The following is a 23285-nucleotide window of genomic DNA, read 5'->3' as shown; positions in this document are numbered from 1 at the left end:
ACAAGCGGATTGGCGACAGGGGTTTCAATAAGCGACACGACACCCCGCGCTCCGATTAAGCCTGTGCGGCATTCCGACACCGGCGGCGCTGACCGCGAACCGTCGACGCCGTCGATGCCGGCGACGAATGAGGTTGGTGGGTGCCAGCTCCGCATTACGCATTCCGGGTTAATTCTTCAGCCGCAGCACGTCCGCGAGCGGACGCCGCGGCGTGGCCGGAGGTGTCTCGCCCAGCGTGGGAGCGACGCCGACCCGGATCAAGACTTGGGGCAGGTCAGTGTGACCCGTTACCGCCGCAAGGAGCTCGCGGCTGACCGACAACTCCGTCAAATGCGTCACCGGGCAGGTGGCAAAGCCAGCCATCGTGCATTCGAGCAGGACGGCCGAGAGCGCTTCTCCGCATGCCAACGCATCGGAGAGACTGTCATCGTCGGTGGACAGCATCAGGATCTTCGAGTAATCCTGTCCGATGTTGGTGCGTCTTTCCCTGTTGTGGGTGAGTGGGAAGACTCGATTGACACCTACCCGGTCACTCTCGGCGGCCGAAACCAGAGCAGTATGCGGAATTCCCTCTGCCACTTCGAACGGTGCTGTCCACCAATCGAGTTCGGAATGATACGCGGAGTCATATAGGCGCAGCGATTCGGTGAGCTGGGCCGCCTCGGCAAGGCGTGGACGCATCTCGTCGGGCAATACGTCCAGACGCACCGCATCGGCGCCCACTTGGCTGCGCAGCACGCCCTCAATCGAGTCCCACGTTATCGGCGCGGTGAACGGCGCCAGGAAAGCAAGCCGGTCGGTTCGGCGCTTGAGGATCGCGTCGACGCGGCGGCGCTGGTCATCAGTGACGCAGTCCAGGCGGGTGAACTCCACCGTGGCCAGGTGGCGGGGATTGTTCGGTGTGGGAAATCGGTCGACATTGGCCATCCATCCCGCGGCGGTCATCGCCACCCGAAGGTGATCGAGCACCGCGCCACAGCTGATATGGGCCTGCCGCGTCGATCGATCCGTGTGCAGGACACGGCTGGGATCCAGGAACAGGTGCAGGCGGCCGCCATCGGTCACCCACAGCCACGGTTGGCTGTTGTACAACGACGGGGCCCGGCACGCCAACTGCACCGCATCCTCGATGACCTGGGTTTCAACCGCATCCTCGATGATGTTGGTTGCCGCCATGGTGTCCAACATGACCCACCTCCAATTTCCTGTTTTCCCAGGCCTTTTGCGAACTGCGTCCTGCCCATGTCGTCACAGGTTCATTCGTGCGGTGGGTGACGACTAGATCTCTTGCAGGGATGCTATTATTAATGAATAATATCCTTTAAATAGCCGGAGGGCAAGGGGACGAGAGGACACCTCGGGTGGCTGACCACAACGACCGCAGGGCCCGACGAGTGCACCGCGGGCCAGGAAACCGGCAACGCCAACGGATCCTGGAGTTGGTGCGTGAGCACGACGGAGCCGTCGACGCGACCGAGCTTGCCGAACAGTTGCGACTGCACGTGACCACGGTGCGATTTCACCTCGACGCGCTGTGTAACCAAGGAGCCATCGAGCGCACCCGCATGACACGCGCCGGCGTGGGCCGTCCCCGCACCGGCTACATGGCCGTACGCGACCGGCTGGACTATCGAAACCTTGCCGAAATATTGGCCTTGGAACTGGGCGACACCGCCGATCAGCGGCGTCGACGCGCCGAGGCTGCCGGGCGGCGTTGGGCTGAGCGCATCCAGGTCGGGTCAGCGAGCGACGTTGATGCGGGACTGGATGTTTCGGACAGAACTACGCCCAGTGAGACCCTCGAGGATCGAGCGGCGATGGTCGCGTCGGTTTTCGCACGGATGGGGTTCGGTCCTGAGCTGACACCGGCCGCGACGTCGATCGCCGGCACCCAGCAGACCATTCGTCTGCACGCCTGCCCGGTCCGGGATCTGGCCCGTGCCCACCCGGAGGTGGGGTGCGCCTTGCACCGGGGACTACTGCAGGGCCTACTCACCAACGCGACAGCGACCGAAGGCCGGGCGAAAAAGTCGCCACGTTCAGCGCTGCAGGCCGAGCTGGAGCCGTTTGTCGAACCCGACCTGTGTCTTGCCAGGGTGATCGCGAATGACTGAGCTGCAGGCGCCACCTGACCATGCGAGCACGGACCTGACCACCCGCGCCGATGTGGAAAAACTGCTGCGCCGTTTTTACCGCCGGGTGTTTGTCGACGATGTGCTCGCCGAGCCCTTCACCGAGTTGCGGATCAGGGGTCTAGATGCGCACATTCCGGTGATGTGCGACTCCTGGGAAACCGTGCTGTTTCGCGCCGGACGCTACCGGGGCAGCGCACTGCACGCCCACCGACACGTTCATCACCAGACTCCGCTGAGCGGTCGTCACTTCGTCCGCTGGCTGACCACGTGGAACAACACCGTCGACGAGATGCACCGCGGACCGGTCGCCGAACACGCGAAGATCCAAGCCGCCCGGATCGCCTGGGCCATGCACCGCCGGCTCTCCGGCACCGACACGCCGCGAATCATGCCCCGGGGCGTCGAGCGCTGCTAGCACTAGTGCCGCCCGTGAGTCATCGCCGCCCCATGTGAATTTCACCACCGATAGTGCAACCTGAACTACCCGGAACCGAGCAGCTATCGGCGGAACAGCTTGTTGCCCAGCCAGACCGCGGGGTCGTACCTGCGGCCGGCAACGCGTTCCTTCATCGGGATGATCGCGTTGTCGGTGATCTTGATGTTTTCCGGGCAGACCTCGGTGCAGCATTTGGTGATGTTGCACAACCCCAGGCCCTCATGGTCCTGGGCGAGGTCTCGACGGTCGGCGGTATCGAGTGGATGCATCTCGAGTTCGGCGATGCGGATGAAGAACCGCGGGCCGGCATAGACCTTCTTGTTGTCCTCGTGGTCGCGGATCACGTGGCAGACGTTTTGGCATAGGAAGCATTCGATACATTTGCGGAACTCCTGCGAGCGCTGGACGTCGACCTGCGCCATCCGGTACTCACCGGGCTGCAATCCCTTGGGCGGGGTGAACGACGGGATCTCCCGGGCCTTCTCGTAGTTGAACGAGAGGTCGGTGACCAGATCGCGAATCACCGGGTATGTCCGCATCGGGGTGACGGTGATGACCTCGTCCTGGGCGAATGTCGACAGCCGGGTCATGCACATCAGCTTCGGGTGGCCGTTGATTTCTGCCGAGCACGATCCGCACTTGCCCGCTTTACAATTCCAGCGCACCGCGAGGTCGGGCGTTTGGGTCTGTTGCAGACGGTGGATGACGTCGAGCACCACCTCGCCCTGGTTGACTTCGACGGTGAAGTCCTGCAAGGCGCCGCCGTCCTGGTCGCCACGCCATACCCGCATGCTCGCGTTGTAGCTCATCTAACTTCTCCGTCCTGGGTGCTTGGCCAGTTCGTCGCCGGTTGTTCGTGGATTAGCTGTCAGCCAATGAATCTCAGATCGCTGATGGTGCCGCTGGCCACCAGCATGATGTAGAAGTCGGTGAGTGCCAGCGTGCCCAGGGTGATCCACGCGAACTGCATGTGCCGTTCGTTGAACCAGGTGACTTTCGTCCAAAGCCAGTACCGGACCGGGTGTTTGGAGAAGTGCTTGAGTCGGCCTCCAATGAGGTGTCGGCATGAATGGCATCCGCCTGTGTAGGACCACAGCAGGAGCACGTTGACCACGAGAATGATGTTGCCCAAACCGGACCCGAAGCCGGACGGGCAGTGAAATGCGATGATCGCGTCGTAGGTGTTGATGGACGCGATGAGGAAGGCGATGTAGAAGAAGTACCGGTTGCTGTTCTGGATGATCAGCGGAAGCCGGGTTTCTCCGGTGTAGCGGGGCGCGCGGCTCGGGGATTGCGCAGCTGGTGGGGGACTGCCACACCGACCGGTAGTAGGCCTTGCGGTAGTAGTAGCAGGTGATCCGGAAGGCCAGCAGGAACGGCAACACCAGCATTCCCAATGGGATCCACGCCGGGAACTGTCCCAGCCAGACACCGAGGTGGCTGGCGCCGGGTGCGCAGGATGCGCTGATGCACGGTGAGTAGAACGGGGTCAGGTAGTGGTAATCCTTGACCCAATAGGAGCTGCCCCAGAACGCACGGACGGTTGCGTAGATAATGAACGCGGCCAGGCCGATGTTGACTATCAGCGGTGGGAACCACCACGCGTCGGTGCGCAGTGTGCGTTGCGGTATCTCGGCGCGGGTTGGCGAAAAGACGCCTGTGCGTTGCGTTGTCGGCGTGCTCATCGATCACTCCGTATCAATCTGTCTTCTTTTTATTGTCGACCGGATTGTTTTCGGGGTTGCTTCGTCGTCGACTTCACGCCAGAATGCCGCATCGGTATCCAGATCAACGAGCTCCTCACCGGCGGGCCGGCCCAGTGGCTTGTCGGATACCTCGAGTTCGCGGGTGTCGGTGTTGAGCCGGTCGAGGTCATTTTGGCTCCGCTCGGCGTTGTTCACAATCCTTGGATCGTTAGCCATAAGACGCCGTGCCTGATCTGTCGCGGATGCTGCGCTAGATAGAGCTTCGCTGTCCAGCTGCTAAGCGGTCGGGGTCTTTTCGCGTTTCTCGCCGGCGCCGACGACGGCTTCGCGCCCGATGTATAGCTCGTTGCGCATCCGTTCGACCATGTGCGGGTAGTGCATCTCGAAGGCGGGCCGCTCGGAGCGGATGCGGGGCAACTCGGTGAAGTTGTGCCGCGGCGGCGGGCAACTGGTGGCCCACTCCAGCGAGTTGCCGTGTCCCCAGGGGTCATCGACGGTGACCGGTTCGCCGTAGCGCCAACTCTTGAACACGTTCCACACGAACGGAAACATCGACGCACCCAGGATGAACGCCCCGATCGTGGAGACGACGTTCAAGCCCTGGAAGCCGTCGGTGGGCAGGTAGTCGGCATAGCGGCGCGGCATGCCCATATTGCCCAGCCAATGCTGCACCAAAAAAGTGGTGTGGAAGCCGATGAAGGTGAGCCAGAAGTGCAGCTTGCCCAGCCGCTCGTCGAGCAGCCGGCCGGTCATCTTCGGGAACCAGAAGTAGACACCGGCGAAGGTGGCGAACACGATCGTGCCGAACAGCACGTAATGGAAATGCGCAACCAGGAAGTAGGTGTCGGTGACGTGGAAGTCGATCGGCGGGCTGGCCAGCAGCACCCCAGACAGCCCACCCAACAGGAACGTCACCATAAAGCCCACCGAGAACAGCATCGGTGTCTCGAACGTCAGCTGGCCGTGCCACATGGTGCCGATCCAGTTGAAGAACTTGATCCCGGTCGGGATGGCGATCAGATACGACATGAGGCTGAAGAACGGCAGCAGAACGGCTCCGGTGGCGAACATGTGGTGCGCCCACACCGCGGTCGACAATGCGGCGATCGACAGCGTTGCATAGACCATTGTGGTGTAGCCGAAGATCGGTTTGCGGGCGAACACGGGGATGACTTCGGTGATGATGCCGAAGAACGGCAGCGCCACGATGTAGACCTCGGGGTGGCCGAAAAACCAGAACAGGTGCTGCCACAGGATCACCCCTCCATTGGCCGGGTCGTAGACGTGGGCGCCCAGGTGCCGGTCGGCGGCCAGCCCGAACAACGCGGCGGTGAGCAGCGGGAACGCGATCAGCACCATGATGCTGGTAATCAAGATGTTCCAGGTGAAAATCGGCATCCGGAACATCGTCATCCCCGGTGCGCGCAGGCACACCACCGTGGTGATCATGTTGACCCCGCCCAGGATGGTGCCCAGACCGCCGACCGCCAAACCCAGGATCCACAGGTCGCCGCCCGCGCCGGGACTGTGGACAGCATTGGACAGCGGCGTGTAGGCGGTCCAACCGAAGTCCGCGGCCCCACCCGGGGTGATGAACCCCGAGATCGCGATCAGCGCGCCGAATACGAAAAGCCAAAATGACAGGGCGTTGAGCCGGGGGAACGCCACGTCGGGTGCGCCGATCTGCAACGGCAGCACCAGGTTCGCGAACCCAAACACGATCGGGGTGGCATAAAACAGCAGCATGATCGTGCCGTGCATGGTGAACAGCTGGTTGTACTGCTCGTTCGAGAAGAACTGCAACCCGGGCGCGGCGAGTTCGGCGCGCATCAGCAACGCCAGCAGGCCGCCAATGAAAAAGAATGTGAAGCAGGCGACCATGTACATGATGCCGATCAGCTTGTGATCGGTCGTTGTGATCAACTTGTAGAGCAGGCTGCCCTGCAGCCCCAGCCGCGCAGGAAACGCGCGACGCGCCACCAATTCTCGCGGGGCCACTTCGATGGCCATCAAGTCCTCCAATACTCGGTGCCGTTGCTAAGGCTCCCGCTCGATCCGCACGTCAGCTTCGACGTTGCTAGCCGTCAGCCGGCGTCGCCGGTGGCTTTGTGAGCGACGATCGCAACGGCGATCAACCGCTCGCGGTGCTTGCGGAAGGTGCCACGCATCAGAGCCACTCGGCGGCGGGCGTCATGGTGGATCAACAGGTTTTTGGCGAACCGCAACACCCCCAGGAGGCCTTCGTCGGAGATCAGGCGTCGCGGTTGTAACAGCGCCATCGGCGCGGTCGCGACATGGTCGACGACCAGACCATGGTCCGCCAGCAGTCGTGTCCACTCGGCAACCGTCAGGGGACGGGCATTGACCTTGATCGCTCGGGCAAGCGACTGCCGGACGTCGGTCTTGAGCTCATCGGAGATGGTGTCGGGCGTCAACGCGAGTTCGTGGATGGCGTAGCGTCCGCCCGGCCGCAGCACCCGCGACGCCTCTGCCACGATGGCGTGCTTGGCCGGATCGCCTTGCATTGTCAGCATCGCCTCACCGATGACAACGTCTCTGCTGGCATCAGGCAGGCCAGTCTTAGCCGCGTCGGCGACCCGGACCTCCCCATGGCCGGTAATGACGTTGCGGACTGACCGAGCGGCGTCGGGGTCTTGCTCGACACCAACGTATGACCGGGGACGCCGAGCGAGGATCTCGGTCGCCGTGCGGCCCAGACCTGGGGCAAGCTCGAGCACGTCAGTGTCGGTCACACCGGCGTCGGACAGCAGCGCGCGAGTCAGCCCAATACCGCCAGGGCGCAACACCCGCTTGCCCAGCCGCGCCAGCAGCCAATGCCCTTGCACGGTGTCATCGCCGCGGCCCGACGACGGCAGCTTGGATTGATTGTTTGGGAGGACGTTGCTCATCAGTCAACTTGCCGCACGGTGGGGGTCAGGGGCAGGATTTCCCGCTTTTGGTGCACCGTCAGGTAGCGCAGTCCGTTCGGACCGGCGGTGAACTGTCGCCGCGACCGACGCGGTAGCCACACGAAGGCGCCGGGGGCCAGGTCAATGGTGTCCTGCTCGGTGGTCAGCTGGCCGCTGCCGGACAGCACGTGGATCAACACGTCGACGTCGGCCCCGGTGTGCGTGTCGATTCCGCCGTTGGGTGCCAGCGCGATGACATTCGAGTCCAGGTCGCGTTCGCGGACCTCCAGCTTCCACTCCACCCCGGGTACACCTGGCTCTACGTCGGCAGCCACGATATCGGCGGTGTTCGTCACAATCCGCGGCAGCGGGGTGGTGGTGAGTTTGCTGATCCGGATCCGCCAGACCGTCGGGCCCTTCTCGACGTACTCCCAGCCGTAGCTGCCAGCGTGATCGGCCTCGAATTCCTCATGGAGGTGCTTGGGATCATGGTTGTTGACCAGCACGAACGATCCCCCGACCGGCAGGTCGGCATAGGTGGCGAAGATCGCCGGATGCTTGTCCGGTTTGCGCAGCTGTCGCACGTCGAGTTCGTTGTCTGCCATAGGGTTTCGCGCCTCCCGAGGGTTTTTACAAACGTACTTGTGTAAACACTATCGCATGAGTGCGCGATAGGGAAGCCTTCGCTAGGTCCCAATGGCACCTGTTGTTCGACACGCATTAGATGGTTTGGTGACGCCCGAAGAATTCGTGGTCTTCGTTGTAACCGCCATAACCGCTGCCGAGCTCGGAGTAGTGCGCGACGAACTCAATACCCTTGAGCCACTTCACATGCCGGAAGCCGTGCTGCAATTCATTGCGCAGCCGCAGCGGCGCCCCGTGACCGTAGCTCACCGGTTCACCGTTCATGTCGTAGGCCAGCATGGTCAGATGGTTGCTCATCTGCTCGATCGGGTGCGCGACGTAGTAGATCCCGCCGTCGGCGCCGGGACCTAGCGAGTAGAACACCACCCATTTGGCCCCGGGCAGCGGTTTGACGATGTCCATGATCGTCTGCATCGACACACCACCCCATTTGGCGACACCCGACCAGCCCTGGATGCAGAAATGTTGGGTGATCTGTTCGTGGTAGGGGAGGTCATGCAAGTCGGCCAGCGAGAACTCGGTCGGGTGCTCGACGAGGCCGTAGACCCGTAGCCGCCAATCCACAAAGTTGTTCTTCTCCAACTCCTTGTACTCAACGGTTTCCGGGTAGGTGCCGTTGTGCCAGAAATAGGGCGAGATGTCCTTTTCGGTGAACGCGCCCGGCTTCGGGTTGGTGTACTCGAACAGCCGCTGCAGCGGCCCGATGAGCGCGTAGCCGACGCGTTGGACCACCCGCGGGTGGCGATAGGTGAGCGGGGTGGCGGCTACCCAGCCGACGGCCACCACCACCATGGCCGCGGTGAAGATCGCAAACCCAACCCAGCTGTTGTCGTCGCGGGCGGCGAACATGTGGTTGAGGTTGCGCAGAGCCTCGGTAGCGAAGACCAGCGTGACGTGGACAACGATGAAGAACAGGAAATACACCAGCACCAGGAAATGTAGCGAGCGTGCGGCCTGGATACTCAACCGTTTACTGATCACGGTGAGACGCATCGACAGCGCCGGCGACATCCCCAGCCCAGTGATGACCGCGAGCGGTGCGGCGATAAAGACGGTGGTGAAGTACGCCAGCAACTGCATGCCGTTGTAGGCCACCCACGTGCTGTCGGTCGGCCAGTTCAGCGACAGGTACTGGATCCCCACCGATACCGCGTTGGGAAAGACGTCCCAGCTGGTCGGCACGATGTGACGCCATTGCCCGGTAGCGAACAAAAGCACGTAGAAGACCGCGCCGTTGAGCAGCCACACGACGTCAACCCCGAGGTGCCACCACCGCGCCAGCCCAATGGAATGGCGAATCCCGGGCAACCCCAACTGACCGGGCAGTCCAACCGAATCGTCCTTGGCCGTCCACAGCGGGTCATCCGGCACCGCCTTTGCCACCCGAAGCCACTCGTCCTTGCCCGGCGTGGCGTTGCGACTGAAGTACAGCCGCGGATGATCACACAGGATCTGAACCCCGGAGCGGATGATGAACATCATCAAGAAAAGGTTGAAAAAATGCGTCCAGCCCACCCAGGCGGGGATGCCCGCGCTGACCCCCGAAGGCACATGGGTACCGGGATAACGCTGGATGAACGCCTGCACCGCCGGCATGTTGTGCAGGCCTTTGCCCACCGCCACAGCCCCGACCAACAGGGCGAACCCAACGGGAATCAGCCACAGCAGGTTGAACCACTTGTCACGTCCGACCCGCAGTCGCGGCGCAATCGCACGCTTGTCTTCCAGCCCGCCGGCCCAGGCCTCCGGGTTAACGACGTTCTCAGCAATTTGCAGCTCTGCGCGATAGTCCGCGGCCTGATGCCCGTTGCGAGCGTCGTTGCTGGGCTGGAGCTTTCCGCCGTCGTGCGCGGCGGTAGTCAAGGCAGTTCCCGGCGAATCGACGTGCCCGTCAGCGCCACTACTTTCACCCTGGGACTTTGGGGAGTCGAGTTCATTGTCGGGCATCGGATCCCACACCTCCCTAGTTTTCACAAGCTGATTTGTGTAAACTCTACGCCATGACGTACGTGATCGGGAAGCCATGCGTTGACGTGATGGACCGGGCCTGCGTGGAGGAGTGCCCGGTGGACTGCATCTACGAGGGCGGCCGCGCACTCTACATCCATCCCGACGAATGCGTGGACTGCGGAGCGTGCGAGCCGGTCTGCCCCGTCGAGGCCATCTACTACGAAGACGACCTTCCCGAAGACCTGCAGCCCTATCAAACGGACAATGCAGCATTCTTTTTCGAAACCCTCCCAGGCCGTGACGAGCCGCTCGGGTCACCGGGCGGGGCCGCCAAGATGGGCCCGCTCGGCGTCGACACGCCGCTGGTGGCCAGCCTGCCCAAGCAGGATTCTCAGCGAGCGTGAGCACTATCGTCAGGCCATCCGAGGAACCCTCCGGTCGCCGTCGTGACGTGCTGCGGGTATTGAAGGCGGCGCCCGGCCCGGTGAGCATCATCGCCATCGCCGACGAGCTGGGTGTGCATCCCAACACCGTCCGCTTCCATCTGGACACATTGGTCAGCGACGGCCGGGTGGAGCGTGTCGAGCCGGACCACAAACGGCCGGGGCGCCCGCCGCTGATGTTTCGTGCGACCCGGCAGATGGATCCCGGCGGACCGCGCCATTACCGCCTGCTCGCCGAGATTCTCACGATGAGCCTTGCCGCCGGCCGCGATCCACGTGCCAAGGCACAAGCCGCGGGCCGCGCGTGGGGGCGGCGGTTGGAATCGCGGGCGACACACGGCAAGGAGATGGGCGCAAAGGAATCGATCGACCACCTCGTCGGCGTGCTCGATGAGCTCGGGTTCGCACCCGAACGTCGCGAATCCGGCGAGGAGCAGCAGATCGGCTTGCGGCACTGCCCATTTCTCGAACTCGCCGAGACCCGGGCCAGTGTCGTCTGCCCGATCCACCTGGGGCTCATGCAAGGGGCCCTGGAAAGCTGGGAGTCGCCGGTCGCCGTCGACCGACTGGACGCGTTCGTCGAACCGGATCTGTGTCTGGTCCACCTCACGCTAGAAGGAGCTACCCGGTGAGCGGCGGATCAGCGGTAGCCGTCGCCGTCACCTTCGTGTGGCTGGGGATGGTGCTCGCGATCTCGTTTTTGGAAGCCCCGTTGAAGTTCCGCGCACCCAACGTGACGAGGCAGATCGGTCTGGGGATCGGGCGCCTCGTCTTCCGCGCACTTAACAGCATCGAGGTCATGTTCGCCGTCGTAGTCGCGGCGGTCATTATGGTCAGCCCACCGCCGGTAGGCGTCATCGTGGCATTCCTGACAGCCTTCGCGATGCTCGCAGCGCAGTTAATCGCCGTGCGACCGTTCTTGAACCGACGCTCCGACAAGGTCCTTGCCGGCCTGAATGCGCCCCGCTCTCGCGGCCACTACGCGTACGTCGGCCTGGAGGCAATCAAGGTCATCGCATTGGTGGTTGCGGGGGTTCTTCTGCTGTCCGGTCACCCTCTGACGTGACTGCGACGATGGGGGAGGGTCGCGTCCGAAAGTTGGTGTAAAAGCACGGGCCGGTTCGTGGCTTCGCGGTCAGCATACGGGCTGAGGAACTCAGGCGACAGGCCCGCCCGCAGCTTGCTTTTGATGGTGTCGGGGATAACGGTTCCGTTCACCGCTCTGGATGGCTTTGGCAGCCCCAGGGGCGGACACCGCAGGGCCGAGAGATGTTCAGCTGTTGAGGGTTTGGGCGGCTTCGGTCAGGGCATTAAACGCGGCGTCGAGGCGGTGCTGGCGGCGCCGGTTGGGTTCGTGGTTGGCTTCGGCGGCCACGAATCCGATCAGCTCCTCGAGGTCGTCTGCACTGGCCAGCAAGACAGCGCCGTCGGGGTGGGCGCGCATGCCAAACACCAGCCGCTCACAGTCGGGGTCGAGCAACACCAGCTCGCGTAACGCGGCGGCGGTCTCGTCGCTGACGATGACCTCGTCGACGTTGCCGGCAACGCTGAGCCGGCGGCGGCGCAGGTCGTATGGGGTGTCTGCCCAGTTGCTGATCACCCCCTCGTCGTCACAGGCGGTGCACCACCATCGGATCGGCGCCGCCGCCTCGGCCCACACAATGGCGATGGTCATCCGCCCGGGGCAGCGCCTGTGGGCCGGTCGGCGTCGACACGGCAACGCAGACACCCACGGATCACCAACGTCGCCGGCGGTGCCCGCCCGGACAATATCGCCCAAATGCTGCGCAAGGCGCCGCGCGGAACCCGAAGCGTCCTCCGGCAAGCCCAGAAAGTGACCCAGATCAGCGACCAACACGCCGCCACACTGTACCGGCGCACCGCCACGGCGTTCTTGCGTACCGATCGTCGGTGGCTTTGCCTATGATCATGACCCGTGATGCTGCGATGCACCGCCAAGGTATTGGCGCTGCTGGGGGTGTCTGAGCCGGCCATCGGCCAAGCCAGGCAGCAGGACTGGTATGCCCACCTGATCAGGATCGACCGGCGCAAATGCCTGCTGGTGACCCACGCCGGCACCTTGTTCTCGGTGTTCATGCCGAACGTCACCGCCGCTGGCCTGCGCCCGATCGGCCCGCCCGTCGTCTCGGCGATCCAGGCCGCGCTGCAAGCCGAACACCTGCCCATCGATACACTCGGCGAACTCGACCCCTGGCAGGTGGTCGTGGCCAAGACCGCCGACCGGCGCATCCTGGGCACCATCAACGATCTAGCGTTGACCACCGAACACGTCATCGCCACCACTGGCGGTCTGGCCCGCTGCGACATCAACGCGCTCCACCACGGCCTGCATCGCACCATCAACAGCATCACCGGCTACATCCCACCGATAGACTTGGTCATGGCCAGCCATCAAGGCCAGCGGTAAGAGCTCTCCGATGCGGGCAGGTATACCCAGACACGTGCACGGGGGCCGATCCCTTACTTGAGACGTACCGGCGTGGCGACCCGAAGTGCTACGCGATGGGTGTGGACGTCGCCCGCCTTGCGGTTTGTGATGCGGCTGATCGAATTGCCATGTGCCGGTGTGCTCCTCGGGCTGGGTGAGAGCGAGATGTGTGTCTGGGTAATTACACAATGCCGATTGGAGAAATTCACTATGAGCCACATCACGCATGCACTTCGCCCAGAACAACGCTGTCTCGCGTTCCATGGGAGCCCATGACTCCTCCGGCGCCTAGTGCGATCGGCTTCGTTCGCGCGGCTCGCGCATGGCGACACCCAGCGCAGCGCACCTCAAAGCGACCGGCACGCAGCCTCGTCGTACGCAAGTTCTCGGGCTTTGTGGTCAACCAGCGGGGGTCAAATCAGCACATCTTGGTAGGTATCACTTCTGCCTGTCGCCTCCGGTCAACGCGCGCTCGACAGTATTGACTTGTTACAAGTGGACTTGTAACAATGTTTCTACAAGTGAACGTGTAACAATAGTTGGTCGCGTTCCAGCGATCGGATCGATAGGTGTGAACACGATGGAGCGGACGGCGCAGACCACATGCCAAACCTGTTGACCGGTGCGTCGATACCGCCAAGGTGCAAACCTTTAGCCTGGGAAATCCTTCGATGACGCAGGACCTGAGATCAACCAGTTCGGCGGAGCCGCTCAGCAATTCGTCGACGACCCGCGCGGCCAGCCCCGGAGAATCACGGTACCGCCGCCCGGACATGGGCGCGTTGTTGCTGAGAGATAAGGGCTAGGGAGCTGAACATGGGCTACTCGATTCCGGAAACGGTGGCCACCAAGGGGCCGTTCCAACCGATGCGTTTTGAGGCCACCGTCTTGGCGGCAAGGGGTCCGCGTTGTCTGGTGCCCAGCCCAGCCGCAGCAGCATTTGCGGATGCCCTTCGGCGCCCAACACTTCGTAGCGACAGACCAGCGGGGCCAGACTTCCCAATCGCGCACTCGACCGGTAGAGGTTACACAACATCGGTCGTATAAACTTGCGGAGGTACGAAATCCTATGGCCGACAAGCCGGTAGCTACGGGTGGGAGTACGTCGAGAAGGGCCCGACGGCCTGGCGGATCCGGATCAGCAGAATCCACTCGAGGTAGCTTTCCGTGGGCCGGAGAAGATTGCCGACCGGATGGGCGGCCTCGACGCAACCGAGATCGCCGGCTACGCCCCGGACAAGTTCGCCGCTTTGCACTCAAAAAGGCCTGCGATACATCATTTTTCAGGTTCGATGGCCAAGCGGAACCAAGCGCTGGCGCAGATCATCGGGGGATCGCTACAACGGGGACGCCGCTGGTGTTGTGGCCCACCGGCGACCCCGAAGGACCCGAGTTGCTGCGACGTCTCGAGCAGCTGCCGGGTTCGGCGAGTAGAAGGCGGGCCACCCACCTGTCGGTCGCCGACATCGCCGACGCTCGTTCACTCGAGCACGTGCCGGTCCTACAAGCTACTGACGGAGAAGAACCGGGGTTCTGGCACCATCGTTCGAGCCGATAGTGGGCAGGAATCGGCACTGCTTGTCTTTGATCCAGCCCTGCCAACCGGCAGCGGCGTGACAGAGGAGAAACACATGGCCCCCAGGGAGACAACCAGTCCGGTCGTAGTGTCGCTCGAACTGTACGCCGAGCATGTGGGCGACCCCATTCCAATTATCTATCAGCGCTTCTACACAGCACATCCGGACGCTGAGGCCGAATTTGCCGGCGATCACCACCTTGAGCAGCGAATGATGGGCGGCGTCTTGCAGATGCTGATCGATCTCACCGAAGGGAGCTTTGCGCCGTCCGGCTGCACCTACTGGCTGTGGGACCACATCGGCTGGGGCGTCACCGAGCAGATGGTATGTGACATGTTCGAAGCTGTTGTTGCAACCATCCGCGAGGGCCTCGGTGAACGTTGGACCCCCGACATGACGTCCTCGTGGCGAGATCTGATCAGCCGACTGCAGCCGGTCCTCCACGCTGGTTTCGCTAACGCCTAGCTTTGGGTTTAGCCGGATGGATAAGATCTCCCTGGCCGCCCTCACAGCATGCGCCGGGGTGATAGGGGGAACCAGTCGCGCGTGCCATTGGCCTCGCTTGCACTGATCGGCGTTGGGTCAGCTGGCCCGCCTGACTCACTCGTCGCTGATCACGGTTTCGGCCAAGACGATGTCGGCCTCAAGCAAGGCTTGAGTGGCCTGTTGGCTCGCGGTGCCGGCAAGGTCGCACATATCGCCGATGCTGCGCGTCAACGCAGTAGAATGTGAGCGGCTGGGCTGGTGGATTATTCGACGTCGGCGAGTGACCCGCACCGATAACGGCGTGCGGGCGGCGTTGTTGTCAAGTTGGGTTTTGGTTTGCGTCGATAGGCGGCATCAGCGAGATTGTGGGGTGTCAGGTGAGTTTGGGCGATTTAGTGGCCAAGATGGTTGCCTTCGTTCGGGCTGACTACCCGCAGGGAGTTCCCGAGCACGATTACATCCCGCTGCTAGCCCTGCTGCGGCGTCGGTTGTCCGACGACGAGGTAGCGGCGGTAGCCGCTCAGTTAGCGGATCGGGGCGAGTTGAACATTGATACCGCCGATATCGGCGTTGCTATCACCCGGATAACTGACGAGCTGCCGTCTGCGGCTGATCTTGACCGCGTGCAGCGTCGATTGGAGGTGATCGGCTGGCCTGTTGACCCCGATCATTAGGCGGCGGTTAGGGTCGGGTCAGCTCGCTCATTTGCGTCGGCTCTGGTGTCGGAGGTGCGCAGTTGATCAGTCAGTGGTGCGGTCTTTGGCGAGCAGTTCGCGGCGGGCTCGAGTGCGGTAGGAGTCACCGGTGAGGGTCACTAATGGAACGCAAACCGTCTTGGGTTGACACTGGGCGCGGGCGTGGCGCTGGTTTGCCTGTTGGGCCCGTCGGGCTTGGTGGGCCGGTTGGGTGAGGTGATTTACATGCCGCTCTCAGCGCCCAGGAACACCACGGAAGTTGCAGGCGGACAGCATGATTGGATCTGACGCCATGCGTAAGAAACGTCACGGTGACGTAATGACTTAGGGCCGGTCCACGCGGCGGAGGTGTGAGGGTCGCGCCGGCGGCCGCCGTTTCTTAGTCGGGTATGGCGGATGTGCTGGCCGAGAACCAGCGGATCTCTGTTGGCCGTTGCAGTGCGTGATTCGTGGGGTTGCGACTCTCATGGTTTCCCGGATTGTGGCCCGAATCGGACTACTCTCATGGTTTCCCGGATTACTCTCGACTTCCTGGATCGGACACTGGCCGTGCAGCAACAAGCGTGTCGTGCAACGCTTTACGCGCTGATTCATGCATAACTGATATTATGCATGAATTATGACCGCGACCAGCAGTCCCCGACGGGCGCGCACCGATGGCGAACGCCCCGCGTGGTTTCGCGGGTTCCTCGCCGACCGCGCCACCAGAAAACCCTCCCCACACACCCTGCAGGCTTACCGGCACGACTTCGACGCGATCGCCGGCCACCTCGCCGCCGGCGACGACCTGACCGCCCTCAATCCGGCCGGCATCACCAAAGACACGATGCGCCAAGCGTTTGCGGCCTACGCGCAGACCCATGAAGCGGCGTCCATCCGCCGCTGTTGGTCGACCTGGAACACCGTGTGCAGCTACCTGTATACGTCGGACTTACTGCTGGCCAACCCCATGGAGCTCGTCGGACAACCTAAACCCGCCAAGACCCTGCCCAGATCACTTCCCCCCACCGCCGCCCAAGCACTCCTCAATGCCATCGACGCACCCGCGGCGAACAAGAGAGTCACCGACTGGCCCGAGCGCGACCGCGCCATCGTCTTCACCGCCCTGCTGGCCGGCCTGCGCGCCGCCGAGCTGCGCGGCGCGAACATCGGCGACCTGCGCCTCACCGAGACCGGCGCTGTGCTTCACGTGCGCGGCAAGGGCAACAAAGACCGCTCCGTTCCGATCGAGCAAGCCCTTGTTGATGTCCTGCACAGCTACCTCACCAGCCGCGCGACGCGTTTCCCCCATACAGCCCGCGCTCGCCTCACCACCACCGACCGCCCACAATGGCCCGCCAACGCACCGCTGTTCGTAGGCCGCGACGGCAACCGCATCACCCGCGGCGCCCTGCACTACCGCGTCCAGCGGGCGTTCACCCTCGCCGGCCCCGACGCCCAACGAACCCCCGGGGCCCTCGTGCACGCACTGCGGCACACCTACGCCACCGAACTCGCCAACGCCAACGTCAGCGTCTACACGCTGATGAAACTCCTTGGACACCAATCCATGTCCACCTCGCAGCGCTACGTCACCAGCGCCGGCTCAGAGACCCGGGCCGCCGCGGCACGGAACCCCCTCTACGACCTGGCCCGCCAGCACGATTTGCAGCCTGGGCAACACCAACGTTGACCGCCAGGGATGTCACCTGGGTGAGATCGATCGCAAAGCCAATTCCTGCCCCCTACCGGCAGATCACCGATGTACTGTGCGCAGCAAATCAGTGCGGCTACTGCCGACCCGGCAATCGGCCTCCCTCTCAAACCAGCCTGATCAAGCATTTCAGCGTGGCCCGCATGATGGTCCACTTGGGTCACGTGCGCCCAGTTGAAAGCGTCCTGCCCTGACCCCGGTTGGTTGGTCCACGTTGAGTGAGAGTCTTGCCGCCCATGTTTGTGGGCAGGAAGGACGATCCCGATGGCAACGAGGAAACGACACACGCCCGAGCAGGTGGTGCGCAAGCTAACCCAGGCGGATCGTATGCTGGCCGAGGGTAAGGAGATTGCCGACATGTGCCGCGAGCTGCAGGTCTCCGAGCAGACCTACTATCGCTGGCGCAATCAATTCGGCGGGCTCAAGGCCGACGACGTCAAGCGGCTCAAGGATCTGGAGCGGGAGAACGCCACGCTCAAGCGGCTGTTGGCCGAGGCGGAGCTAGAGAAGGCCGCGCTCAAGGAGATCGCCCAGGACGCTCCTATAGATGTCAAGTGCTGAGTTTGGCGTAGTCGGCGCGTAGTGCATGAAAGATTTCGCGGGCCAGGTAGCGCTTCTGGCAGCGGATGATTTCGGGCATCGACAGGCCCTCTGTGGTTCGGCGGTTGGCGTAGGCCCGGCTGCGGGGGTCGTAGCGAAGGCGCACGACTGCGGCGATGTGCAGCGCACTGTTGCCGGCCCGGTCACCGCCGCGGTGTAGGCGGTGTCGGTTGGTTTTGCCCGATGACGCTGGGATCGGGGCGACGCCACAGAGGTGGGCGAAGGCGGCTTCGCTGCGTAGCCGGTCGGGGTTGTCACCGATGGTGATCAGCAACGCGGAGACGGTGTCTGGGCCGAGCCCGAACACGGCACTGGTGGTAGGTGCAGCGGCTTGGGTGAGTTCATCGAGTTGCTTTCGCAGAGAGCGAGTTTCAATGTCAAAATGTTGAACCCGCAGTGCTATCGAGCGCAAGGCGAGTTTGGCCGCGTGGACGGGCTCGGCGAGGTTGGCCAGGTCGGGTCGCAGCCGTGCGCAGGCAGCGACCAGCTGCGCTGATGACAGGGGCCGCAGCTGGGTGCGCAACGGCTCGGGGGCGGTGATGACCATCGAGCGCAGGGTGTTGAGTGCGGCCGTGCGGGCCTTGACTGCTCCGTTGCGGGCAACGCGCAGCATCCGGATGGCTTCGATCGGGCCGTCAGCCAGCTTCGGCGCGCTGCTTGCCGTGCCTGCCAACACGGTTCGTGCGGCTGCTTCGGCGTCGATCGGGTCGCTCTTGCCGCGTTGGCGCCGGATGCGACGGTCCGGGCGCGGCACTTCGAGCACCTCGACCCCCTGCTCGTGCATATGACGAGCCACCCCGGCCCCGTAGGCGCCGGTTCCTTCCACCCCGACTCGGCTGAGCTTGCCTTGGTTGCGCATCCAGGTCAGCATTGCTGCGTAACCGGCGGGTGTGGCGGGGGAATTGGCGTCGGCGATCAGTCGGCCGTTGAGGTCGATGACCGCGGCGTGATGCGTTGCCGTGTGGGTGTCGACTCCGCCGATGATGGATCGTTTGCTGGGTGTCATGGCAGGACTGGTTCCTCTCGTTGGCCGGACGCCGTTCGGAGAGGGTGGACAGGCCAGTGATGGGCCGCGGGCGAGCACGCTCCTATCAGGTCACACCCTTCGTGCGGACGCCCGAGTTCTTATGTGTGGTGGGCGCCGGACCGAGGCTCGACAGGTCCTATGAAAGGCAGACGATCGGCCAGGAAATTTCGGGGTCACAACCTCGGGACGGCGTCCAGAAACCATCATCACTGGAAACTTCTAAGCCCGGAGCGCCGGCGAGCCGCCGTGCACCACCTGATGCGGGTGATGCAGGTCAGTGAGCGGTTCGCCTGCCGGGTCACCGGGCAACACCGCACCACCCAGCGTCACCGCCCAGCCAGTCAGACGCCGGGAGACCCGGATGCCGCTTTGAGGGCGTGGCTGCGCTTGTGGGCCAAAGAGCATCCCCGGTGGGGGTTTCGCCGCGCCTACCATTGCGCCCGCGCCAACGGCTGGTATGTCAACCACAAACGCCTGCAACGCTTATGGCGCGAAGAGGGCCTGCGGGTGCCGCAGCGCCGCCGCCGCAAACGCCTCGGCGCCAGCACCACGGCAGGGATCGTGGTTGCCGATGCGCCGAATCGGGTGTGGGCAGTGGACTTTCAATTCGACGCCACCACCGACGGGCGCCCGGTCAAGATCGTGTCGATCGTTGATGAGCACACCCGCGAATGCTTGGGCGGGCTGGTTGAACGCTCCGTCACCGCCGATGTCCTGATCGATGAGCTGGACCGGCTGGCCACCCAACGCGGTTACCCCGCTGTCCTGCGTTGTGACAACGGGCCCGAGCTGGCCTGCGCGGCGATGGCCGACTGGGCCGGTGATCGCCTATTACTGGCGTTCATCCCGCCAGGCCAGCCGTGGCGCAATGGCTATATCGAATCTTTCAACAGCAGGGTCCGCGACGAATGCCTCAACATCAACATCTTCTGGTCACTGGCGCACGCCCGCGTCGTCATCGGCGATTGGAAGTATCAATACAACCACCACCGCCGCCACTCCGCCCTGGGCTACCAGCCGCCAGCCCGCTACGCCGCCAACTGTACCCACCAATAAACCCCCAAAGCAGCGAGAACAGTGACGCACCTTGCGATCCGGTAACACCGTCGGCTGCGACGCGGGTACGCGAAGTCGATGCAACACCGGTAGTTGTCAGTGGCCCGATAATCCGACCCCGTCGAACGGCTTGGCCGCCCCATCGGTCAGGCGTGACGTGCTGCCTCTTGGGCAAGTTGGACGCGCGAAGCCAGGCCCAGCTTGGTGTAGACGTGAGTGAGGTGGGTTTCGACGGTGCGTGGTGAGACGAAAAGCCTTGTCGCGATGTCCTTGTTGCCCAAGCCCGCACTGACGAGCCGGACGACGTCCAGTTCGGTTGGCGTCAGCGATGCCCAGCCGCTGGCCGGGCGTTTGCGCTCGCCGCGGCCGCGTTGGGCGTAGGCGATCGCTTCGCCGGTGGACAGCGCGGCGCCCTCGGCCCACGCAGACTCGAAGTCGGCTGCGCCCAATGCATTACGAAGCGTCGCGACCGCGGCATCGTGCCCGGCGTCATAGATCTTGAACCGGACCGCACCCATGCGTTCCCGCAGGGCCTGCGCCGCGCCGAATAGTCGCGCGGCTTCTCGGTGACTGTCGGCGGCGCCGGCCAGCGTTGCCAGGCACTCGACAGTATCGGGGAGAGCCAGATGCGCCTCGACGTCGGCGGCGCACGCGAGCGCCCGGTAGGCGTCACGATCGGCCTGCTCCGGCTCGCCTTGTGCGATCGCAACCCGCGCACGCGTCGTCAGCGCCACCGCTAGGTGCCAGCCCCTCATCACCGAGACGGCATCGTCCGCCCAGCGGCGGGCCGCGACCAGATCACCACGCGCAAGGGCAACCTGCGCTACTGGGTTGATATTCACCACCCCCAGCTGGGCACTCAACCGCTGCGAGGCCGCCTCGCTGGCATCGGCCGCGGCCGCTACATCACCTGCGGCCAGGCTCGCCGTAGCCAACGCCGCGTAGCTAAAGCCCTCAATGAACCCACCGATCTCCGCTGCGGCCTCGATCGCCGCGTCGGCCGCGGCTCGCGCCGCACTGGTGTCACCGTGGTACGCCAACACCATGCCCTGGCAGAACAGCATTGCCGCCGTCCCGACCACGTCGTGATTGGTCTCGGCGTCGGCAGCCGCGCCGCGAAACTGTGCGAGGGCCCCGGCCAACTCGCCCTGCATCCACTGTGCCAAACCGAGGCTCCAGCGACAGCGAAACGCGGCCGGCCGGTCACCGATCGACTCGGCGAGGTCGCGTCCTTCTTCACCGGCCGCACGCGCGGCGATCGGGTCACCCGCGATGAATGTGGCGTACGCCTGAAAGCCGAGGATCTCGCTCAACATCCCTTGGTCGCCGAGGCCCCGGGCCAGTTCGTTCGCCTCGGCGAGGTAGCGCGAAGCCACCTCGGTGTTGTAGGCGGCGATACCTCCGCAGGCGGTGAGCGCCCGGGCCACCAGGGCCGGGTCGCCAATTTCACGCGCGATCGCCAGGGCTTCTTCGGCCTGATCGAGGCTGTCGACGGCGACGACCTGGGTGGCGAGCGCGGCCTTGTCGGCGAGCGCCCGCGCCCGTACCCCGGCCGCCACCTCGATGCCGTGCGCGGTGTCGTCGCTGAGGATGGCGTCGTACCAGGCCAGTCCTTCCTGGATACGGCCCCGCCCTAGCCAGAGCGGCTGCAGTGACGACACGAGCTGCAGCGCACGCTCGACGTCTGAGTTCTCCTGGCTCCAGGCGAAGGCCGAGCGCAGGTTGTCGATCTCGCTCTCAGCTTGCTCGACACGCTGCTGGTGGCCGCTGGCCGCCGGGGCATCGAGCTGGCTAGCCATCAAGGTGTAGTAATCGCTGTGACGCGCCCGCACGGTATCGGCTTCACCGGACTCGCCGAGCTTTTCCAGGGCGTACTGGCGCACGGTTTCAAGTAGCCGGTACCGCATTTCGGCCGCCCGTGTCGTCGGCCACCACCAGCGACTTGTCCACGAGCAGAGTGAGTTGGTCGAGGACCTGGTAGCGCTCGACCTCGGTGCCGCCGGCGACGGCACGGGCGGCGGCGAGGTCGAATCCACCCATGAACGGCGCAAGCCGGCGAAACAAGACTCGCTCGGGCTCGGTCAGCAGCGCATGCGACCAATCCACCGACGCATGCAGTGTCTGTTGGCGACGCACCGAAGTGCGGGAACCACCGGTCAACAAGCGGAAGCGGTCGTGCAAACTGTCGATGATCTCGTGGAGCGTCAACGCACGCACCCGGGCCGCGGCGAGTTCGATGGCCAGCGGCATGCCGTCGAGGCGACGGCAGATCTCCTTCACAGCGTCGTTGTCGTCGTCGGTGACTGTGAATCCGGATCGCACCCGGCGCGCTCGGTCGACGAACAGCTCGATGGCCTCGTCGTCCAACGAGAGCGACGGCACTTGCCAAGTCACCTCGCCGGCGACCCCGATCGGCTCACGACTCGTTGCCAGCAGCGTCAGCCGCGGACAGGCGCTCAGCAGCGCGGTGATCAGCGCAGCACTCGCATGCAGAAGGTGTTCACAGTTGTCCAGCAGCACCAATATCCGACGATCTCTTACGAACCCGATGAGCGTCTCTGTTGTGGAGCGGCTCGGCTGATCCGCCAGGCCGAGGGCACCTACCATCGCGACTGGCACCAGGTCGGGGTCGGTGATCGGCGCCAGGTCGACATACCACACTCCGTCACCGAAATCGGTAGCCATCTGACCCGCGACCTGTATGGCCAGACGGGTCTTACCGGCACCGCCGGCGCCGGTCAAGGTGACCAGCCGGTTGGCAACGAGGATCTGCCGCACATCGTGAATCTCCGCGCCGCGGCCGACAAAACTGGTGAGCTGCACCGGTAAATGCTCCGCGGCAACGGGTTTCGACGTCCGAAGCGGCGGGAAGTCGTTGCGGATATCAGGGTGGCACAGCTGCACCACCCGTTCGGGACGGGCGACACCGCGCAGTTCGTGACTGCCGAGATCGGTCAGCCACGCGTCAGCCGGAAGCGTATCGACAACCAAATCCTCGGCGGTGCCCGAGAGCACCGTCTGGCCGCCGTGCGCGAGATCGCGCAGCCGCGCCGTCCGGTTGATCGTCGGGCCAACGTAATTACCCTCATCGCGCAGCTGCACCTCGCCGGTATGCACACCGATGCGCAACCGGATCGGGGCCAGCGGCGCCCGCTGCAACTCCAATGCGCACGCAGCCGCCTCGCTCGCGCGGGCGAACGCGACCACAAAGCTGTCGCCCTCACCCTGCTCGACCGGCCGCACCCCGCCGTGGGCGGCGAGCAGGTCTCCTAGCGTGCGGTCCAAGCGTGCGACGGCGGCCGTCATCTCCTCCGGTTGGGTCTCCCACAACCGCGTCGAGCCCTCGACATCGGCGAGCAGCAGCGTCACCGTTCCGGTTGGCAGCTCGCCCACGCCCAACTCACTCCAGTTCACCGGCGGCATGTCCGCACGTGGATCAGTTTCGGTCATGCTAGCCAGCATCTCGGGGCCGGGAGCC

General features: G+C 64.0%; 18 protein-coding genes and 6 pseudogenes. 12 read left to right on the top strand and 12 right to left on the bottom strand.

The features are described from left to right. Positions 1 to 168 precede the first annotated feature (168 nt). Positions 169 to 1188, bottom strand: a complete 1020-nt coding sequence (locus BN971_RS22245; protein WP_085180599.1) for an Acg family FMN-binding oxidoreductase — start codon at positions 1186 to 1188, stop codon at positions 169 to 171. A gap of 173 nt (positions 1189 to 1361) precedes the next feature. Here BN971_RS22245 and BN971_RS22240 point away from each other — a divergent pair, with 173 nt between their 5' ends. Further along, positions 1362 to 2114: a helix-turn-helix transcriptional regulator gene (locus tag BN971_RS22240; protein WP_085180600.1), complete on the top strand. Its 753-nt coding sequence runs from the start codon at positions 1362 to 1364 to the stop codon at positions 2112 to 2114. Continuing rightward, the gene (locus BN971_RS22235) at positions 2107 to 2550 is read left to right on the top strand and encodes a group III truncated hemoglobin (RefSeq protein WP_085180601.1); all 444 of its coding nucleotides are present in this window, start codon (positions 2107 to 2109) and stop codon (positions 2548 to 2550) included. Before BN971_RS22240 ends, BN971_RS22235 begins: the two co-directional genes overlap by 8 nt. 83 nt (positions 2551 to 2633) lie before the next feature. Here BN971_RS22235 and BN971_RS22230 read toward each other — a convergent pair whose 3' ends face one another. The 7 genes and pseudogenes from BN971_RS22230 to BN971_RS22205 form a co-directional block, all read right to left on the bottom strand. Beyond that, on the bottom strand, positions 2634 to 3380 hold the full coding sequence (locus tag BN971_RS22230; protein ID WP_085180602.1) for a succinate dehydrogenase/fumarate reductase iron-sulfur subunit: 747 nt from the start codon (positions 3378 to 3380) through the stop codon (positions 2634 to 2636). A gap of 59 nt (positions 3381 to 3439) precedes the next feature. Then, positions 3440 to 4256 (bottom strand): annotated as a pseudogene (locus BN971_RS22225) (hypothetical protein). Between the two features lie 3 nt (positions 4257 to 4259). Beyond that, positions 4260 to 4472, bottom strand: coding sequence for a hypothetical protein (locus BN971_RS24820; RefSeq protein WP_211279799.1), 213 nt, complete (start codon positions 4470 to 4472; stop codon positions 4260 to 4262). A gap of 81 nt (positions 4473 to 4553) precedes the next feature. Beyond that, positions 4554 to 6287 carry an aa3-type cytochrome oxidase subunit I gene (gene ctaD, locus BN971_RS22220; protein ID WP_085180848.1) on the bottom strand — a complete coding sequence of 578 codons (1734 nt, stop codon included), beginning with the start codon at positions 6285 to 6287 and terminating at the stop codon, positions 4554 to 4556. Between the two features lie 74 nt (positions 6288 to 6361). Continuing rightward, positions 6362 to 7186, bottom strand: a complete 825-nt coding sequence (locus BN971_RS22215; RefSeq protein WP_085180603.1) for a methyltransferase domain-containing protein — start codon at positions 7184 to 7186, stop codon at positions 6362 to 6364. Continuing rightward, on the bottom strand, positions 7186 to 7791 hold the full coding sequence (locus BN971_RS22210; RefSeq protein ID WP_085180604.1) for a DUF2249 domain-containing protein: 606 nt from the start codon (positions 7789 to 7791) through the stop codon (positions 7186 to 7188). Before BN971_RS22210 ends, BN971_RS22215 begins: the two co-directional genes overlap by 1 nt. Before the next feature lie 115 nt (positions 7792 to 7906). Continuing rightward, positions 7907 to 9778 carry a molybdopterin-dependent oxidoreductase gene (locus BN971_RS22205; protein WP_085180605.1) on the bottom strand — a complete coding sequence of 624 codons (1872 nt, stop codon included), beginning with the start codon at positions 9776 to 9778 and terminating at the stop codon, positions 7907 to 7909. Between the two features lie 53 nt (positions 9779 to 9831). On the opposite strand from BN971_RS22205, the gene fdxA reads away from it, so the two are divergent. The 3 genes from fdxA to BN971_RS22190 are packed head-to-tail and all read left to right on the top strand — an operon-like array spanning position 9832 to position 11290. Next, the gene (fdxA, locus tag BN971_RS22200; protein ID WP_085180606.1) at positions 9832 to 10185 is read left to right on the top strand and encodes a ferredoxin; all 354 of its coding nucleotides are present in this window, start codon (positions 9832 to 9834) and stop codon (positions 10183 to 10185) included. Next, positions 10182 to 10856, top strand: coding sequence for a helix-turn-helix transcriptional regulator (locus tag BN971_RS22195; protein ID WP_085180607.1), 675 nt, complete (start codon positions 10182 to 10184; stop codon positions 10854 to 10856). Before fdxA ends, BN971_RS22195 begins: the two co-directional genes overlap by 4 nt. Next, entirely contained in the window at positions 10853 to 11290 is a 438-nt protein-coding gene (locus tag BN971_RS22190) for a hypothetical protein (RefSeq protein WP_085180608.1), read from the top strand. Before BN971_RS22195 ends, BN971_RS22190 begins: the two co-directional genes overlap by 4 nt. Positions 11291 to 11497: 207 nt before the next feature. Here the strand turns inward: BN971_RS22190 and BN971_RS22185 are convergent, their stop codons facing one another. Continuing rightward, positions 11498 to 11899: a hypothetical protein gene (locus tag BN971_RS22185; protein ID WP_245836665.1), complete on the bottom strand. Its 402-nt coding sequence runs from the start codon at positions 11897 to 11899 to the stop codon at positions 11498 to 11500. A gap of 264 nt (positions 11900 to 12163) precedes the next feature. On the opposite strand from BN971_RS22185, the gene BN971_RS22180 reads away from it, so the two are divergent. The 3 genes and pseudogenes from BN971_RS22180 to BN971_RS22165 all read left to right on the top strand — a co-directional run bounded on the left by BN971_RS22180 (position 12164) and on the right by BN971_RS22165 (position 14715). Further along, the gene (locus tag BN971_RS22180) at positions 12164 to 12652 is read left to right on the top strand and encodes a DUF6933 domain-containing protein (RefSeq protein WP_085180610.1); all 489 of its coding nucleotides are present in this window, start codon (positions 12164 to 12166) and stop codon (positions 12650 to 12652) included. Positions 12653 to 13809: 1157 nt separating this feature from the next. Continuing rightward, positions 13810 to 14231 (top strand): annotated as a pseudogene (locus BN971_RS22170) (HhH-GPD-type base excision DNA repair protein); the annotation flags it as partial. Positions 14232 to 14337: 106 nt separating this feature from the next. Then, on the top strand, positions 14338 to 14715 hold the full coding sequence (locus tag BN971_RS22165) for a globin (RefSeq protein ID WP_139027159.1): 378 nt from the start codon (positions 14338 to 14340) through the stop codon (positions 14713 to 14715). Between the two features lie 141 nt (positions 14716 to 14856). Here the strand turns inward: BN971_RS22165 and BN971_RS26785 are convergent. Then, positions 14857 to 14946 (bottom strand): annotated as a pseudogene (locus tag BN971_RS26785) (phosphate transport system regulatory protein PhoU); the annotation flags it as partial. A 167-nt stretch (positions 14947 to 15113) separates the two neighbouring features. Here BN971_RS26785 and BN971_RS22160 point away from each other — a divergent pair. From BN971_RS22160 to BN971_RS22150, 3 genes and pseudogenes are all read left to right on the top strand, one after another. Continuing rightward, positions 15114 to 15410 (top strand): DUF3349 domain-containing protein, encoded by a 297-nt coding sequence (locus tag BN971_RS22160; RefSeq protein WP_245836672.1) that lies wholly within the window; start codon positions 15114 to 15116, stop codon positions 15408 to 15410. A 640-nt stretch (positions 15411 to 16050) separates the two neighbouring features. Beyond that, the gene (locus BN971_RS22155) at positions 16051 to 17103 is read left to right on the top strand and encodes a tyrosine-type recombinase/integrase (RefSeq protein ID WP_085180613.1); all 1053 of its coding nucleotides are present in this window, start codon (positions 16051 to 16053) and stop codon (positions 17101 to 17103) included. 285 nt (positions 17104 to 17388) lie between these two features. Continuing rightward, positions 17389 to 17658 (top strand): annotated as a pseudogene (locus BN971_RS22150) (transposase); the annotation flags it as partial. Between the two features lie 16 nt (positions 17659 to 17674). Here BN971_RS22150 and BN971_RS22145 read toward each other — a convergent pair. Beyond that, the gene (locus BN971_RS22145) at positions 17675 to 18730 is read right to left on the bottom strand and encodes an IS110 family RNA-guided transposase (protein WP_090350590.1); all 1056 of its coding nucleotides are present in this window, start codon (positions 18728 to 18730) and stop codon (positions 17675 to 17677) included. A gap of 234 nt (positions 18731 to 18964) precedes the next feature. On the opposite strand from BN971_RS22145, the pseudogene BN971_RS22140 reads away from it, so the two are divergent. Next, positions 18965 to 19807, top strand: a pseudogene (locus BN971_RS22140) (IS3 family transposase); the annotation flags it as partial. Between the two features lie 146 nt (positions 19808 to 19953). Here the strand turns inward: BN971_RS22140 and BN971_RS22135 are convergent. Continuing rightward, positions 19954 to 23230, bottom strand: a pseudogene (locus BN971_RS22135) (helix-turn-helix transcriptional regulator). Between the last annotated feature and the right edge of the window lie 55 nt (positions 23231 to 23285).

The organism is Mycobacterium bohemicum DSM 44277, assembly GCF_001053185.1.
GTDB classification, from domain to species: Bacteria; Actinomycetota; Actinomycetes; order Mycobacteriales; family Mycobacteriaceae; genus Mycobacterium; species Mycobacterium bohemicum.
This window is presented reverse-complemented; position numbering and strand designations above follow the sequence as displayed.